Origin of the sequence: uncultured Lactobacillus sp., assembly GCF_948948975.1 — a bacterium.
In the GTDB taxonomy this organism is placed as follows: Bacteria; Bacillota; Bacilli; order Lactobacillales; family Lactobacillaceae; genus Lactobacillus.
Map to the genome: position 1 here is coordinate 20837 of NZ_CARBVX010000006.1, position 14306 is coordinate 35142.

14 protein-coding genes are annotated in these 14306 nt (G+C 35.6%); 11 read left to right on the forward strand and 3 right to left on the reverse strand.

All coding sequences use genetic code 11. The annotated features are described in order from the left end of the window. Window positions 1-7: 7 nt before the first annotated feature. The 10 genes from yabA (at window position 8) to Q9R40_RS03835 (ending at window position 9821) form a co-directional block, all read left to right on the forward strand. Window positions 8-352 carry a DNA replication initiation control protein YabA gene (yabA, locus tag Q9R40_RS03790; RefSeq protein WP_004895731.1) on the forward strand — a complete coding sequence of 115 codons (345 nt, stop codon included), beginning with the start codon at window positions 8-10 and terminating at the stop codon, window positions 350-352. Window positions 353-357: 5 nt separating this feature from the next. Further along, window positions 358-1215: a 16S rRNA (cytidine(1402)-2'-O)-methyltransferase gene (gene rsmI / locus Q9R40_RS03795; RefSeq protein WP_304676401.1), complete on the forward strand. Its 858-nt coding sequence runs from the start codon at window positions 358-360 to the stop codon at window positions 1213-1215. 14 nt (window positions 1216-1229) lie between these two features. Next, complete coding sequence (locus Q9R40_RS03800; RefSeq protein ID WP_304676402.1) at window positions 1230-1964, forward strand: acyl-[acyl-carrier-protein] thioesterase; 735 nt, start codon at window positions 1230-1232, stop codon at window positions 1962-1964. 54 nt (window positions 1965-2018) lie between these two features. Continuing rightward, the gene (locus tag Q9R40_RS03805; RefSeq protein ID WP_297937660.1) at window positions 2019-2534 is read left to right on the forward strand and encodes a folate family ECF transporter S component; all 516 of its coding nucleotides are present in this window, start codon (window positions 2019-2021) and stop codon (window positions 2532-2534) included. Window positions 2535-2562: 28 nt separating this feature from the next. After that, on the forward strand, window positions 2563-3288 hold the full coding sequence (gene tsaB, locus Q9R40_RS03810) for a tRNA (adenosine(37)-N6)-threonylcarbamoyltransferase complex dimerization subunit type 1 TsaB (protein WP_304676403.1): 726 nt from the start codon (window positions 2563-2565) through the stop codon (window positions 3286-3288). Further along, window positions 3272-3808 (forward strand): ribosomal protein S18-alanine N-acetyltransferase, encoded by a 537-nt coding sequence (gene rimI / locus Q9R40_RS03815; protein WP_304676404.1) that lies wholly within the window; start codon window positions 3272-3274, stop codon window positions 3806-3808. Before tsaB ends, rimI begins: the two co-directional genes overlap by 17 nt. A 17-nt stretch (window positions 3809-3825) precedes the next feature. Then, the gene (gene tsaD / locus Q9R40_RS03820; RefSeq protein ID WP_304676405.1) at window positions 3826-4872 is read left to right on the forward strand and encodes a tRNA (adenosine(37)-N6)-threonylcarbamoyltransferase complex transferase subunit TsaD; all 1047 of its coding nucleotides are present in this window, start codon (window positions 3826-3828) and stop codon (window positions 4870-4872) included. A 218-nt stretch (window positions 4873-5090) separates the two neighbouring features. Then, window positions 5091-8099, forward strand: coding sequence for an SEC10/PgrA surface exclusion domain-containing protein (locus Q9R40_RS03825; protein WP_304676406.1), 3009 nt, complete (start codon window positions 5091-5093; stop codon window positions 8097-8099). Between the two features lie 7 nt (window positions 8100-8106). Further along, window positions 8107-8985, forward strand: coding sequence for a hypothetical protein (locus tag Q9R40_RS03830; protein WP_304676407.1), 879 nt, complete (start codon window positions 8107-8109; stop codon window positions 8983-8985). Between the two features lie 212 nt (window positions 8986-9197). Then, window positions 9198-9821, forward strand: a complete 624-nt coding sequence (locus Q9R40_RS03835) for a hypothetical protein (protein ID WP_304676408.1) — start codon at window positions 9198-9200, stop codon at window positions 9819-9821. A gap of 75 nt (window positions 9822-9896) precedes the next feature. Here the strand turns inward: Q9R40_RS03835 and Q9R40_RS03840 are convergent, their stop codons facing one another. The 3 genes from Q9R40_RS03840 to Q9R40_RS03850 all read right to left on the reverse strand — a co-directional run bounded on the left by Q9R40_RS03840 (window position 9897) and on the right by Q9R40_RS03850 (window position 12823). Then, window positions 9897-10415 carry an N-6 DNA methylase gene (locus Q9R40_RS03840; RefSeq protein WP_304676409.1) on the reverse strand — a complete coding sequence of 173 codons (519 nt, stop codon included), beginning with the start codon at window positions 10413-10415 and terminating at the stop codon, window positions 9897-9899. Continuing rightward, window positions 10408-11628: an ATP/GTP-binding protein gene (locus Q9R40_RS03845; RefSeq protein WP_270516532.1), complete on the reverse strand. Its 1221-nt coding sequence runs from the start codon at window positions 11626-11628 to the stop codon at window positions 10408-10410. Before Q9R40_RS03845 ends, Q9R40_RS03840 begins: the two co-directional genes overlap by 8 nt. Before the next feature lie 202 nt (window positions 11629-11830). Further along, window positions 11831-12823, reverse strand: coding sequence for a GMP reductase (locus Q9R40_RS03850; protein WP_004896761.1), 993 nt, complete (start codon window positions 12821-12823; stop codon window positions 11831-11833). 190 nt (window positions 12824-13013) lie between these two features. Here Q9R40_RS03850 and Q9R40_RS03855 point away from each other — a divergent pair, with 190 nt between their 5' ends. After that, the gene (locus tag Q9R40_RS03855; RefSeq protein ID WP_011161583.1) at window positions 13014-14303 is read left to right on the forward strand and encodes an adenylosuccinate synthase; all 1290 of its coding nucleotides are present in this window, start codon (window positions 13014-13016) and stop codon (window positions 14301-14303) included. Window positions 14304-14306: the final 3 nt, after the last annotated feature.

Sequence of the window (14306 nt, forward strand, 5' to 3'; positions counted from 1 at the left end):
TTTTTGAGTGGATCCATTTTCACAATTGTCACAATTACAGCACAATCTTCAGGCAATGACAAAAACTGTTGCCGGTCTGGAAAATGACATGCTTGAAGTATTGAAAGAAAATACAGAATTAAAAGTTGAAAATCAACTGTTAAGAGAAAAAATTAGTAAGTTAGATGCAAATAAAGAACCAGCCGAAAATAAGTCGCAAGCTGGTTTGAAGTCGTTAAGAAACATCTACGATTCCGGTTACCATATCTGCAATATGTACTATGGTTCTCACCGTGAATCAGGTGAAGATTGTATGTTTTGCTTAGATATTTTAGATAATTTTGTAAATCACGGACAAAAGAGTAGGGGATAAAAATTATGCAAGTGCAGAGTAGTTTTAATGAAAAAGATAAGGGACGTCTGTATCTTGTCCCTACTCCAATTGGAAATTTAGAAGATATTACTTTAAGAGCAAAAAGAATTCTAACTGAAGCTGACTACATTGCAGCTGAAGATACCCGAACTAGTGGGATCTTGCTTGAAAAGATTGGCGTTCATAATAAGATGATTTCTTTTCATAAGTATAATTCTAAAGAACGGGCACCAGAGTTGATCAAGCTACTTAAAGAAGGAAAGACAATTGCTGAGATTTCTGATGCTGGGATGCCAGTGATTTCTGATCCAGGTTATGTCTTAGTGCAAGAATGTATCAAAAATGACATTCCTGTTGTGTCTCTTCCTGGTCCTTCAGCTTTTGCGACTGCCTTAATTGCTTCGGGGTTTGATGCACAACCCTTTACTTATTATGGCTTTTTGCCGCGTAAGAGCAGTGAGCAAAAGAAGTACTTTGAAATGATGAATACTTCGCGTGCTACTTCAATTTTTTATGAAGCACCGCATCGATTGAAGAAGACCTTGAAGACTTTAGCTGAAGTAATTAAGCCAGATCGAAAAATTGCTTTAGCGCGGGAGTTAACCAAGATTCATGAAGAATATATCAGAGGATCAATTAGTGAGATTAATGAGTATTTCACTGAAAATGATCCTCGAGGTGAATTTGTGGTTTTAGTTTCTCCTAATGAAGAGGAAGAAAAGCAACTTTCTTGGGATGAGTTAATCAAGCAAGTAGCTGAACGGGTAGAGGCTGGAGAAAGTAAAAAAGATGCCATTAAGTCAGTTGCTAAGGCAAATAAGGTTTCAAAGAATGAACTTTATGACAAATACCATCAAAATTAAGCATGAGGATTAAGATGGAAAAGATTTTTAAAGAAGAGCACCAAGTTAGCTATGGGGATTGTGATGAAACAGGAAAAATTCAACTTCCTCATTTAATTGAGCATTTTATGCAGGTTTCAAATGATCAATTAACTTCAGGTGGTGCTGGGATTCATGATTTACTAAAGCAAAATCTAGGCTGGGTTGTAGTTGAGTATCATCTTGATATCGACCGCTTGCCTGAAGCTGGTGAAAAAATTACCGTTACTACAAATGGTAGTGGATATAATCGCTTTTTTGAATACAGAGATTTTGGTATAATTGATTCTACTAACAAAAAGATAGTAGATGCTAAAAGCCAATGGGTAATTTTAGATTTAAAGAATCGTAAAATTACTGAGGCAGATGATCAAATGATGCAGAAATTTGGAAATCCATACTTGAAACATATGCCGCGCTTTAAGAGATTACGTCCCTTAAAAGAATATCGCTCAAGTAAGAGATATGCTGTTAGATACTATGATTTGGATACAAACCATCATTTAACTAATAGTGTTTATTTTGATTGGATGATTGATACCTTGCCAAGAGAATTCTTGAACTCTCATACTGTCAAAAGTATTGATATTTCATTTAAAAAAGAAGTTCAATACGGCGATCAAGCACTATCAGAAGTAGAGCTTGATCAAGATACATTGACTTCGTATCATTTAATTTCTAATCAGGGTAATACTTCTGCTTTAGCTGAAATTAATTGGAAAGAAAATTAAAGGCATGACTTGTTGTTAGTACAGTCGTGCTTTTTTTGAAAGGTAGGGATGCCAATGAAGGCAGGAATAAAGAAATTAGATTTGCAAGGTTTAGTTACCTTAGCTCTTTTTGTAGCCATGGATATTGTACTTGAGAAGATATCTTTTGGTCCATCAACCTTAAAGGTAGGTTTAGGATTTATTGGAAGTGCACTGCTTGCTTATTATTTTGGTCCCTTGTGGGGCGGAATTGGGGCATTAGCCAGTGACTTATTACGGTCGGCGATTTTTGGAGTTGAGGGAGGCTTCTTCCCTGGCTTTACGCTGTCAGCAATTGTTGGGGTAGTAATTTACGCCCTCTTCCTATATCAAAAACCAATTAAATGGTGGCGGATCATTGCTGCAACCTTATTAGTTACCTTAGTTGTTAATGTCTTAATGAATACTTACTGGATTCATCTATTATATGGCTTAGATTTAAGAGCAGCATTTCTACAAAGAATTCTAAAAGAGTTAATCACTCCTTGGATTCAAATTGTCGTTCTTTACGTGATTTTAAATGCTCTTCAACGTGTTAAAATAAGAAGGTAATTTCGATAATAATAAGGATAGAATTTAAATGAAAATATTAAGTATTACTACTGCAACCAATCATTTGAGCGTAGCTTTGAATGATGGAGATAAAATTTTGGAAAAGAACGAAGAAGATCATCGAAATCATAGTGAACATTTAGATCCTTTAATTAATGAATTGTTGAAGGAAAATGATCTTACTTTAAAAGATATTGATCGTTTTGCAGTTGCAGAAGGTCCTGGTTCTTATACTGGTTTAAGAATTGGAATTACTACTGCGAAGATGTTTGCTTCTATTTTAAATAAAGACTTAGTTGGAGTATCAACTTTAGCAGCGTTAGCTAATGGTGCAAGCGATGGCTTGATTGTAAGTGAATTAGATGCTCGTAATAAGAATTTCTTTGCTGGTGTTTATCGTAAAGCTGACGGTAAGTTAGAGAATCTAGTTCCTGACGGTCACTATCATTTAGATGACTTGATGAATAAGGTGAAAGATCTTGGCTTATCTGAACAAGTTATCTTTGTTGGTAGCCCAATTGAAAAATACCAAGATGAAATTAAGGACTTACTTGGTTCAGACAATTTCACTCAAGATGCTGGAGACAACCAAATTCATGCTGGTGAAATTGGAAAGTTAGCTCTTAATAAAGAAACAGTAGATCCTGATAAGATGGTGCCAAAATATTTGAGACGTACGCAAGCTGAAATGGATTGGCATAATAAGACTGGGAAGGCATTTGGCCCGGATAGCGACTATGTTGAAGAAGTTTAGTTTATTTTTCCATCCGATAGAAATCGACCTCAGCTTTACGCCTTTTGCCTTGAGACTGAATAATGAAACTTATCAGGTTATGAAGGCTAGCGATGAGAATATTGCGGACTTGTTAGGTTTAGAGCAAGAAGTGTATTTTGGACGGACGCCTTGGAGTCGATTTTCTTTTAAGAGTGAATTAAAGAAGCATGCTAATTCCTTGTACTTGGTAGTTTATCAAGGCTCGACTTTGGTGGGCTTTGTGGGGATGAGAATGCAGGCTCAAGAAGGTCATATTACCAATATTGCGGTGAAACCTACTTATCAGCGAAGAGGAATTGGTGAATTCTTGCTGAGAACGATGATTGGGATTGCTGAGAAAAATCATGCAGTTCAGATGACTTTAGAAGTACGCAGCGATAACTATAATGCTCAAAGTTTATATCGTAAGTTAGGCTTTAAGGATAACTTTATCCGGAAGAACTACTATACTATTGAACAAGCAGATGCGATTAGCATGATTAAGGAATTGACAGATTAAGAATAGGAAGAGATAAAGTGACTAAAAAAGATGTTCGAATTTTAGCATTTGAAAGCTCATGTGATGAAACTTCAACTGCTGTGATTAAAAATGGTCGTGAAATCGAAAGCTTAATTGTAGCTACTCAAATTAAAAGTCATCAACGCTTTGGTGGGGTTGTGCCAGAGGTAGCAAGTCGTCACCATATTGAAGTAATTACGCAGATTACTAAGGAAGCTTTAGATGAAGCAAATGCGACTTGGGCTGATATTGATGCAATTGCGGTCACCTATGGACCAGGTCTAGTTGGGGCACTTTTGATTGGTGTTAGTGCAGCAAAGGCTGCTTCAATGGCAACTGGAATTCCGTTAATTGGCGTTGACCACATTATGGGCCACATTATGGCAGCGCAATTAAAGGATGAGATTGAATATCCAGCTCTTGCCTTGCAGGTGTCTGGTGGACATACTGAGATTGTCTTGATGAAGGATCCGATCCACTTTGAAATTGTGGGTGATACCAGGGATGATGCAGCTGGTGAAGCCTATGATAAGATCGGCCGCGTTTTAGGTGTTAATTACCCAGCAGGTAAGACGATTGATGAGTGGGCACATAAGGGGAAAGATACCTTCCACTTCCCAAGAGCAATGATGGAAGATGATGACTATGACTTCTCCTTCTCTGGTCTTAAGAGTGCCTTCATTAATACTTGCCACCATGCAGATCAAATTCATGAAGAGCTTAATAAGTATGACCTAGCTGCAAGTTTCCAGGCTTCAGTTGTGGATGTGTTAAGTCATAAGACAATTAGAGCAATTAAGGAATATAAGCCGAAGACCTTTATTCTAGGCGGCGGGGTCGCCGCAAACCACGGCTTACGGGATAGATTAGCAGAAGAGATTGAAAAGTTGCCTGCTGATATTAAGCCAAAGGTAATCTTGCCAGACTTGAAGCTTTGCGGTGATAATGCAGCAATGATTGGTGCAGCTGCTTATAACTTGTATCAAGCAGGTAAGTTTAGTGATGTGAACTTAAATGCAGATCCATCACTTGAGTTGCCATATGCCGATAGCATGTTGAAATAAGAGCTAGAAAATAAACGATAAAGAATAGTTAACAGAATAAGTTATTTTATGAAAAACCAAATGATGTTGAAGAATAACGTTTTTTCTTCGATGTCGTTTGGTTTTTTTGCTTTGTTCGTAAAACACCTTGACAAAATAAAAAATGGGGGGGGTAAACTAGGCTTGTATCTACCTTTTAGATCGAACCCAGTTATTTAATTATATTTGGAGGAGTAAGAATGAAAAGTAAAAATAATAAGTTAATGTATGTCTCCGCTGCAGTGCTTGTGGCTGGTGCAGTAGCTGGCGTTAATACTCAAAATGCTCATGCGGCTGAAGTTCAAAAGCAAGCTGATAAGAATGCAGCACAAAAGACAATTGATCAAAATCAAAAAGATTTAACTCAAACGCAAGATCAATTAAATAAAGCTCAAGCAGATCGTGATGAGGCCGCACGTAAAGTTCCAGATGCGCAAGCAAATGTTTTAACGGCTGATTCAAACAATCAATCAGCGCAAAATGTTTTAGCTAATGCTCAAGATCAATTAAAGACTGCTCAAGATGCACAAGCTAAAGCTCAAGCAAATTATGATGCTTTTTATGAAAATAATGTTAAGTCTGCACAAAATGATGTAAATAAAGCTAACGCTGATGTTCAAAGTACACAAGAACAAATTAATGTTCAAAACACTAAACAAGCAGAAGCTTTAAATAATCAAAAAGGTCAAGAAGATGCTTTAAAGACAAATACTGAAACTTTGAACAAGACTAATGAAGAAATTAGTAAAACTCAAGGTCAAGTTGAACAAGCACAAGAGACTTATGATGCCGTAAATAAAGATTATCAACCAGTTAAAGCAGAATTAGATAAGCAAGCAAAAGAAGCAGACGATGCTCAAAAGGCTGCACAAGAAAATGCTAAGGAATTAACTCAAGCACAAAATGAGTTGAAGACTGCACAAGATACTGCAAATAAAGCAGCAGAAACTATTAATAATGCACAAGCAAAATTAAAGAGCGATACCAATGCATTAAACGGTGCAAAGAGTGAATTGAGTTCAAAGCAAAAACAAGCTAGCGACTTAACCAGTCAACGAGATCAAGTTGCTAAAGATTTGCAAATTGCACAAAACAAGATGAATACTGCAAAAGCAGAATTAGATGCAGATAACGATGCAGTAGTCAATACTATGGTTATGCCACAAGTTTACAAAGACACAGTAAAGAAGTGGACTGGTAAATCACATACCGATGATTATTACAAAGAAATGGAAGCCGCAAGCTGGATTGGCTGGACACAAAACGAATACAAGCATAATGAAGCTGAAAAGAATCATATGGTTGATTTAAAGCACATGTCTAGAGCCGACCAAATTGAATTGAATAAGTTTGGTATTGATTTAATTAATCAATTAAGAAGTCAAATTGGCGTAGATCCATGGACATTTAATGAATCAGCCTTAGATTTCGCAAATGCAATTGCAGATAAATACGTGAAAGATGATTGGGATTCAGATAAGAATGGCCATGATAGTGCAGCAATCAATGAATTAGCACATAAATATGGCTTGAATTATGGGGTTACAAGTGATGGTACATATAGTAAAGATGGCCAATATTATGAAAACCTTATGACTGATCGATTCGGAAAAACAGAAATCCCAGTTGATCAAGTGAAAGACGAAATGGAAAAGACAGGTAATCCATATCACTATAGTATTCAGTATTTAGCATATGGCCCAAGAAACACATATACACATTCAAAAGATGACTATACTAATCGTTTGGATGACATGGATCATTTGAAAAATCAAGTTTTCAATTCTATTAAACAACTTGTATTTAGTGATGAGGAATGGTTGCATGCAGATAGCCTTTTGTCTCAGGATATGTTCAACAATACCGCAAAAGGTAAAAATTATGCAGCAATTAGCATCAGTGTAAAGCCAACACCTGATCGTTGGGGCTTTGACGATATGCCTATTCACTTCATTAATGTTCATGAATCCCAAGTTTTAGATCCAAAAGTATTCAATGTGAGTGCAAATGTTCCATTAGATTCCAACAAATCCGATGCCGCTAAGCAATATTCTGAAAGTTTAGCACAAGTAAACGATTTGAATGCTAAGAAATCAAACTTAGATAATCAAATTAATGGATTAACTAATAACATTTCTGATCTTACTAGCCGTATTAATGATTTAACTAAGTCAATTAGTGACGGTAACAAGACTCTTGAAACTGCAAAGGCAAGTAAGACTGATGCAGACAAGAAGATTGCAGTTCTACCAGGTCGCGTTCAAGAATTGAAGGATAAACAAGCATCCCTTGATAAAGCTCAGTCTAAGACAGAATCTGATTTAGCTACTTACCAAGCTAAGAATAAAGATCTTCTTGCTCAATTTAACGCTGCTAAATCTAACTTAGATAAGTTAACAGCTAAGTTGAATGACCTTAACAGTGCAAAGAGTAAGGCCGAAAGTGCAGTAGCAGAAAGCAAATCTAACTTAGACAAGGCAACAAGTGAATTATCAGCTATTTCTTCTCGTTTAGATGAATTGAAAGCTAAGTTATCAACTGCTAAAACTACTAAAGAACAAGCTGATGCTAACTTAGCTAAGGCTAAAGCTGCATATGATGAATATGTAAGCACCCATAAAGATGTAATTGATAACTTGAACAAGGCAAATTCTGAATTAGCAGATAAGACTAAAGCTTATAACGAAGCAAAAGAAGACGCTGCTAAGACTGATAAGGAATACCAAGCAGCTCAAGAGGAATTGACTAAGTTAAACAATCATATTGAAGACTTATCAACAGCAATTACTAACTATGAATCTAAGATCAAGCAATTAAATACTACAATCAACAAGCAAAAGGCAGACCAAAAACGTGCTGCTCTTGATGCTCAAATCAACAAGGCTCTAGATAATGTTTCAGCTCCTAAGCATACTGCTACTAATACTAGTGTTCAAGCTGGCACTTCTAGCTCAGTAGCTCCAGAAGTTGCTGTATCTACTACTCAAAGAAGTGGGGTCTTAACTAACACAGTAGTGAGATCAAATAATGCATCTGTTTTAAGCCCTCAAACTAAGAAGTTAGTTGCCCAAGCTAATGCATCTAAGAATTCATTACCACAAACTGGTGCTAACGATAAGCTCAGCGTATTTGCTGCTTTAGCAGGATTGTCTTTAGCATCCCTAGGCTTAGGCTCTTTAGTAAGCGACAAGAAGAGAAAGCGTAACTAGTCTGTCTATGGAAGAGCGAAAAGTTCTAAAGCGCCTTGGGTTTAAAGAAGAAAAAGAGTTAGCTTCGATTGAACAACTGCAAGACTATAATATAAGTTATGCAGAAGACGATGAAAATTATTTTAATCTTTCTGATAAAGACGGAAAAAAGCCTGAAAAAATTATAGAATCTTTTTTACAATATCATCGTTATCTTCTTCCAGTTTTTCATTATGCATATGGTAGGGTAACAATTACTGGTTGGCGTGCATGGCTAGAGAATGAAGTAGTATATTTCCATAAAGGTGCTAGACATGATAAGTCTTGGATACAAAAAAGATATGAAACGAGAGAAAACATGTCAAAGCATGATGAATCTAAAGATGACTCAACTAATGGAACTACAGTTACGCATGTTGATTCGATTATGAGCAGTGGTGGAAAAAAATCATATCCTATAGATGCTGGACATGTTTTAGCTAAACTAACTAACCTAACTCCTCTTATTAGTGATTATCTGGGTAGTAATCAAAATTCTGATAATATTAATACTTATCCACAGTTTAAAAACGCTAATGAGAAAGATAAAATAACCGACCATGATTATGGACAATTGCATTTTGAAAGAAAAGCTTTAGACAACTTACCATGTTATTACGAAGCAGAGGCAATTATTCGAGACTGGAATGATGTAGTGCCGATTGGTACAAGAATTAGAATGATTGATGCTACTAATTTCAAGGAACATTTTCATGTCTTCATTCCAAATATTGTTCATGAGAACACTTCTTCAAATTATATTTTAAGTGATGATAATAAGGTAGATGATTATCGCACCTTCTTTAAAGGAGGTGATTTAAACAGTCTAAAATGGAAAAAGGCTGATACTCCAAAGAATAATAAATAACAGTTTGATTTTTAATTAGAGTGAAAACTCTAATCCACTTTTCTTTTATTTTTACATAAAAGGTTGTTTAACATTTCATTGAAAGCAAGTAATTTAATAGTTACTTGCTTTTTTGATACTTTTTGACTTTAAAAGACCTTATTCTGCCTATAAATAAGGATTATTGTTATAATAAGAATTGAAAGATCAATAATCTTGAGGAGGAATTTATTATGAGAGATGAAGTTCAAGCTCCACAAGAGGAAACTCCTAACACATATTGGCGTTGGCTGGTAGAGTCATGGCGCTATCCTCTCGGTCACAACCTAGGGGAAAAGTGGTACGGAGTTGTTACCTTATTAGGTGAAGATATTGTATTATTCATTGGTTTAGCTATTGCTAGCAATTATATTGCTAATTTATTTGATATTACTCTGGTACACCATGCATCAGGTTTTACATTTTGGTCAATTGTAATTTTGTTTGTTGTTCAAATTATTACAATTCTTTGTTCCATGGTTGGTCACTTGTTCGTGTTTGGTAGTACTGGCGGCTTTTGGCAATATGTTAACAAGGTTGCACAAGTAACTAACTGGAACTTCTGGATTGTAATTTGTGCATTCTTCTTCTTAATCCTAAGCTTAAGCTCAGGCTTGCTTGGATTTGGAGAGGTCTTAGTCTGGATCTTCTATGCACTGTTTTCTTTAGGTTCATTCCTATTGGTTGTTTGTCCTGATCCGGGAACCGAAAAGATGATCCATGATCCATTCTGGGGTGCAGTAATTTATTTAGTAATGGTTGCTGTGATTTATGTTATTATTTGTGGCTTAGCCTTTAGCATTATGATCAACTTGTAGAAATATTAAACAAAAAAAGATGTCGCTTAATCAACGCGTAGTGCGAAGATTAACGACATCTTTTTTGTTGTGGGGTTATTTTAACAAATCAGCTAGAGTATCCTCATTTGAATGATAGCTTTTATATCGTTTTAAAATTCGAATTAACTCATCAAAATGATCATCCCAAAATTGGAAATTATCCTCGTATGATTTGACCTTTTTCAAATCATGATAATGTTCTTTTACAAATATACTAGGCTTTTTGTAATTGCCGTTTGTGTATTTTTTATAATCATTATGCAATAGGATAAACAATATTTCTATTTCAGGACGCGTAGTTAAATTGGTTACTTCTGATATTTTTGGAAGATAAGCTTTAGGTACGACAAAATTTTCGGATCTTGAATCTAATATGCGGTATATATGGATTTTTTGTCCAAAACTCTTATTTAAGTATTGCTTGGCGAACCTCTTACCATTTCGGCACCGAATAACTTCTTCTTGTAACACATTCTCTCGAGTACACCTTAGTGCATCATGATCTAAGAGAACGTCAATTATTGCTTGTTCTGTATTTCCCTCTGCGATGAAAGCTACTAATTCATTATTCACGAATATTGTTCACCGCTTTCTTGGTAGCTTTTTTAAGCTGCATGTAAGCAGAATATTCTGGGGCAGTTCCGCCCAAATAATCTGATTCAAAGACATCACTCTTATTTAAATCACTTCTGACATTAGAAGACGAGTATCTTTGTAATTGAATCTGATTATCTCTTTTAGCAATATAAACTTCATCTCCTCGTTCTAAATCATCTAATAACTCGGAATAGTGAGTACTGAAAATCAATATTGCGCGGTTAACATTAACCTTTGGATCAGAAAAATCTTCAATAAAGGATCTAACGATAGCATGATTAAAGTGATTCTCTAATTCATCAACAAAAATTATTCCACCAGTTTGCAAAGCAGCAATCACACTCCCGTATAAAGTAATTCCTTTAGCCGTTCCAGACGATAAATAATGCTCAATAACATCGAATGCTGTTGCATTAATTTCTTCTTCACGATTCTTGAATTTTAGACGGTATAGAATTTTTAACTGACCAGATTCGTCTCTATCTTGTTCAATTTTCAAATATTCAATGGTTGGATCTAAATAGTTTAAGATTTCGGTTGGGACGTCTTTATCTCCATATAAAAGGGCGTTTACATTTGCAAGCATTAAGTTACCACTAATAGATTGAACGGCATACTTTTTCTTTGCTTGAACTAATCTGAAAATTGAATCATCAGGAGAGAGTAGAGAGGTAGCTTCTTCACTCAACTTATTCCTATCAAAAAGTGGATCAATATTTTTGAAATTTAAGATATTTTTCTTGGTAGATCTCTTATTAAATTTCTTTTCGTAAATCACTTCATTGCCAATGATCCACTTTTTATTTGGACTAGTTTTATCTAAATTGAAAGTAATCACATCTTTATATAAAATCTCATCTTCACCATAAAAGTAGGTCGTGACCTTTATTGGTTCTGTTCCAATAAAAATGTCCTGAAGGGAAGTTTGGTCAATTGACATTCTATATAAAAGCAATTTAAGCATCCCGATGATGGTACTCATAATCGTTGTCTTACCGGTAGCATTTTTACCAACAATAGTGATGATATTATTGATCCAAAGATTTCCAGCAAGATGTGTTAGTTGACTTTTAGTGCTTTCTAGTACACGTGCATCACTCATGAGTGAAAATTCTAATTCATCAGAGAATAAGGGATGATTTTCTATTTTCATTTTTAGAAAATAAAGTTTATTAGTCTTTTCATTCATTCTACATTTGCTCCTTAATTTAAGAAATAAAATATTGGGTATTTGTCATCTATAATTATAGTTGATTTTTGTACTTTTATACAGATAAAGCGTTTAAAAATACAACTTTAGTTTATAAAAAATCCATATCCATTAGCTTGATTGCTAATAGATATGGCTTGATAACTATTTACTGTGAATGTTGGAATACAGTAGAAGTCTATTACTTATCTCCATCGAAGATAGAAGACTTAACAATAACATAATCTACTACTCTGATTGCACTTAGATCTTTTCCACCGGCATAAGAAATTGAAGACTGTAGATCTTCTTGCATCTCGCGCAAAGTATCTTTAATTGAGCCGCGGTATGGAACTAACATCTGCTTACCTTCGACATTGCGGTAGGCACCTTTTTGAACTTCAGAAGCTGAACCCCAGTATTGTTTATAACGCTTACCATCGATAGTAATTAAGTTGCCAGGGGATTCTTCATGACCAGCAAAAAGTGAGCCAATCATAACCATTGAAGCACCGAAGCGAACCGACTTTGCGATATCACCATTATGGCGAATTCCGCCGTCAGCAATTAAAGGCTTTCTAGCAGCTTTAGAACACATTCTAAGCGCTGCTAATTGCCAGCCACCAGTACCAAAGCCGGTCTTTAACTTAGTAATGCAGGCTCTACCAGGTCCCACACCAACCTTAGTTGCGTCAGCTCCGGCATTTTCTAATTCACGAACTGCTTCAGGTGTAGCAATATTCCCAGCTGTTAAGAAGGTATCAGGTAATTTTTCCTTAATGTACTTGATCATTTTAATGACATAGTCAGAATGACCATGTGCTACATCAATTGTTGTATATTCTGGAATAATGTTTTCCTTAGCAAGATAGTCGATGAAGTCGTATTCGCTATCCTTAATTCCAACTGAAATTGAAGCAAATAATCCCTTATCATGCATCATCTTAATAAAGTCAGCGCGTTTTTCTGGGTAAAAACGGTGCATAACATAATAGTAGCCATTTTCTGCAAGCCAGATGGCTAAATCCTCGTCAATAACACTTTCCATGTTTGCAGGAACAACTGGGATTTTAAATGTTCGACTTCCAAATTTAACTCCTGTGTCAGCTTCTTTCCGGCTCTTAATAATACATTTATTAGGTACAAGTTGGATGTCATCATAATCGAAAGCTTCCATACTAAAATAGTTGCTCATTTAATTTACCTCGTGCTCTTTAAAAACTACATGAGTTAATATACGGGTGAAGTTAGTCAAAGTCAAGAATAAAAATGAATATTTATTTTATCGATTATTAAAAATGTTCGGAAATCAATTGACTATTAAGATATAGATTGTTAAACTAGTCTTCGGTTTTAAGAAAATGATTTTTATGAGGTGAAATCAAATGACAGCAATAGCAGTTGTAGGTAGTCAATGGGGCGACGAAGGAAAGGGTAAAATTACTGATTTCTTAAGTAAAGAAGCAGCAATGGCTGTTCGTTCAAATGGTGGTAATAATGCCGGCCACACAATTGAAATTGGTGATAAGACTTTCAAGATGCGCCTAATTCCATCTGGAATTTTTGCTGCTAAGAAGGGTGCTGTAATTGGTAATGGTGTAGTTATCAATCCAGAAGTAATGTTCGGAGAATTAGATAACCTTGAAAAAGAAGGTATCGACATTAGCGGCTTGAAGATTTCTAACCGTGCACACATTATTATGCCTTACCACATTTTACAAGATACTTATCAAGAAGAAGCAAAGGGTGACAAGAAGATCGGAACTACCAAGAATGGTATTGGTCCTTGTTACATGGATAAGGCTTCAAGAACTGGTATCCGTGTTTGCGATTTACTTGAAAGAGATACTTTTGAAGAGAAGTTACGTACTAATTTAGCTGAAAAGAATGCTTTATTCACTAAGGTTTACGGTAAGCCTGAACTTAAATTTGAAGACATCTTTGAAAAGTACCTTGAATACGGTCAAAAGATGAAGAAATACGTTACTGATACTTCAGTAGTTGTAAACGATGCTTTAGACAACGACGAAAAAGTTCTTTTTGAAGGTGCACAAGGAGTAATGCTTGATATTGATGAAGGTACTTACCCATACGTAACTTCTTCAAACACTATTTCAGGTGGAATTGCTTCTGGTATCGGAATGGGTGCTAACCGCTTAGATACTGTTATTGGTGTCTGCAAGGCTTACACTACTCGTGTTGGTGAAGGACCATTTCCAACTGAATTATTAGATGAAGTTGGTGATCGTATTCGTGAAACTGCTCATGAATACGGTACTGTTACTGGTCGTCCACGTCGTGTTGGTTGGTTTGATTCAGTTGCTCTTCGTCACGCTAAGCGTGTTGCTGGTATCAACGCTTTAAGTTTGAACTTATTAGATGTCTTTTCTGGTTTTGACAAGATTAAGATTGCTACTGCTTATGAACTTGATGGTGAAAAGATTGACTACTACCCAGCAAGTTTGAAGGAATTATACAGATGTAAGCCAGTTTACGAAGAACTTCCTGCATGGGAAGAAGATATTACCAATGTAAAGACTTGGGAAGATTTACCAGAAAATGCTAAGAAGTTCTTGAACCGCGTTTCTGAATTAGTAGGTGTTCCTTTAGTTACTGTTTCAGTTGGTCCTGATCGTGAACAAACTATTGTTTTGAAGAATCCTTGGGAAAAATAATTT

What these genes read in the sequence shown, in the direction of transcription:
- rsmI (WP_304676401.1), top strand. Translation starts at nt 358, where the DNA reads ATGCAAGTGCAGAGTAGTTTTAATGAAAAAGATAAGGGACGTCTGTAT.
- Q9R40_RS03800 (WP_304676402.1), top strand. Translation starts at nt 1,230, where the DNA reads ATGGAAAAGATTTTTAAAGAAGAGCACCAAGTTAGCTATGGGGATTGT.
- Q9R40_RS03805 (WP_297937660.1), top strand. Translation starts at nt 2,019, where the DNA reads ATGAAGGCAGGAATAAAGAAATTAGATTTGCAAGGTTTAGTTACCTTA.
- tsaB (WP_304676403.1), top strand. Translation starts at nt 2,563, where the DNA reads ATGAAAATATTAAGTATTACTACTGCAACCAATCATTTGAGCGTAGCT.
- rimI (WP_304676404.1), top strand. Translation starts at nt 3,272, where the DNA reads ATGTTGAAGAAGTTTAGTTTATTTTTCCATCCGATAGAAATCGACCTC.
- Q9R40_RS03825 (WP_304676406.1), top strand. Translation starts at nt 5,091, where the DNA reads ATGAAAAGTAAAAATAATAAGTTAATGTATGTCTCCGCTGCAGTGCTT.
- Q9R40_RS03830 (WP_304676407.1), top strand. Translation starts at nt 8,107, where the DNA reads ATGGAAGAGCGAAAAGTTCTAAAGCGCCTTGGGTTTAAAGAAGAAAAA.
- Q9R40_RS03835 (WP_304676408.1), top strand. Translation starts at nt 9,198, where the DNA reads ATGAGAGATGAAGTTCAAGCTCCACAAGAGGAAACTCCTAACACATAT.
- Q9R40_RS03845 (WP_270516532.1), bottom strand. Translation starts at nt 11,628, where the DNA reads ATGAATGAAAAGACTAATAAACTTTATTTTCTAAAAATGAAAATAGAA.
- Q9R40_RS03850 (WP_004896761.1), bottom strand. Translation starts at nt 12,823, where the DNA reads ATGAGCAACTATTTTAGTATGGAAGCTTTCGATTATGATGACATCCAA.
- Q9R40_RS03855 (WP_011161583.1), top strand. Translation starts at nt 13,014, where the DNA reads ATGACAGCAATAGCAGTTGTAGGTAGTCAATGGGGCGACGAAGGAAAG.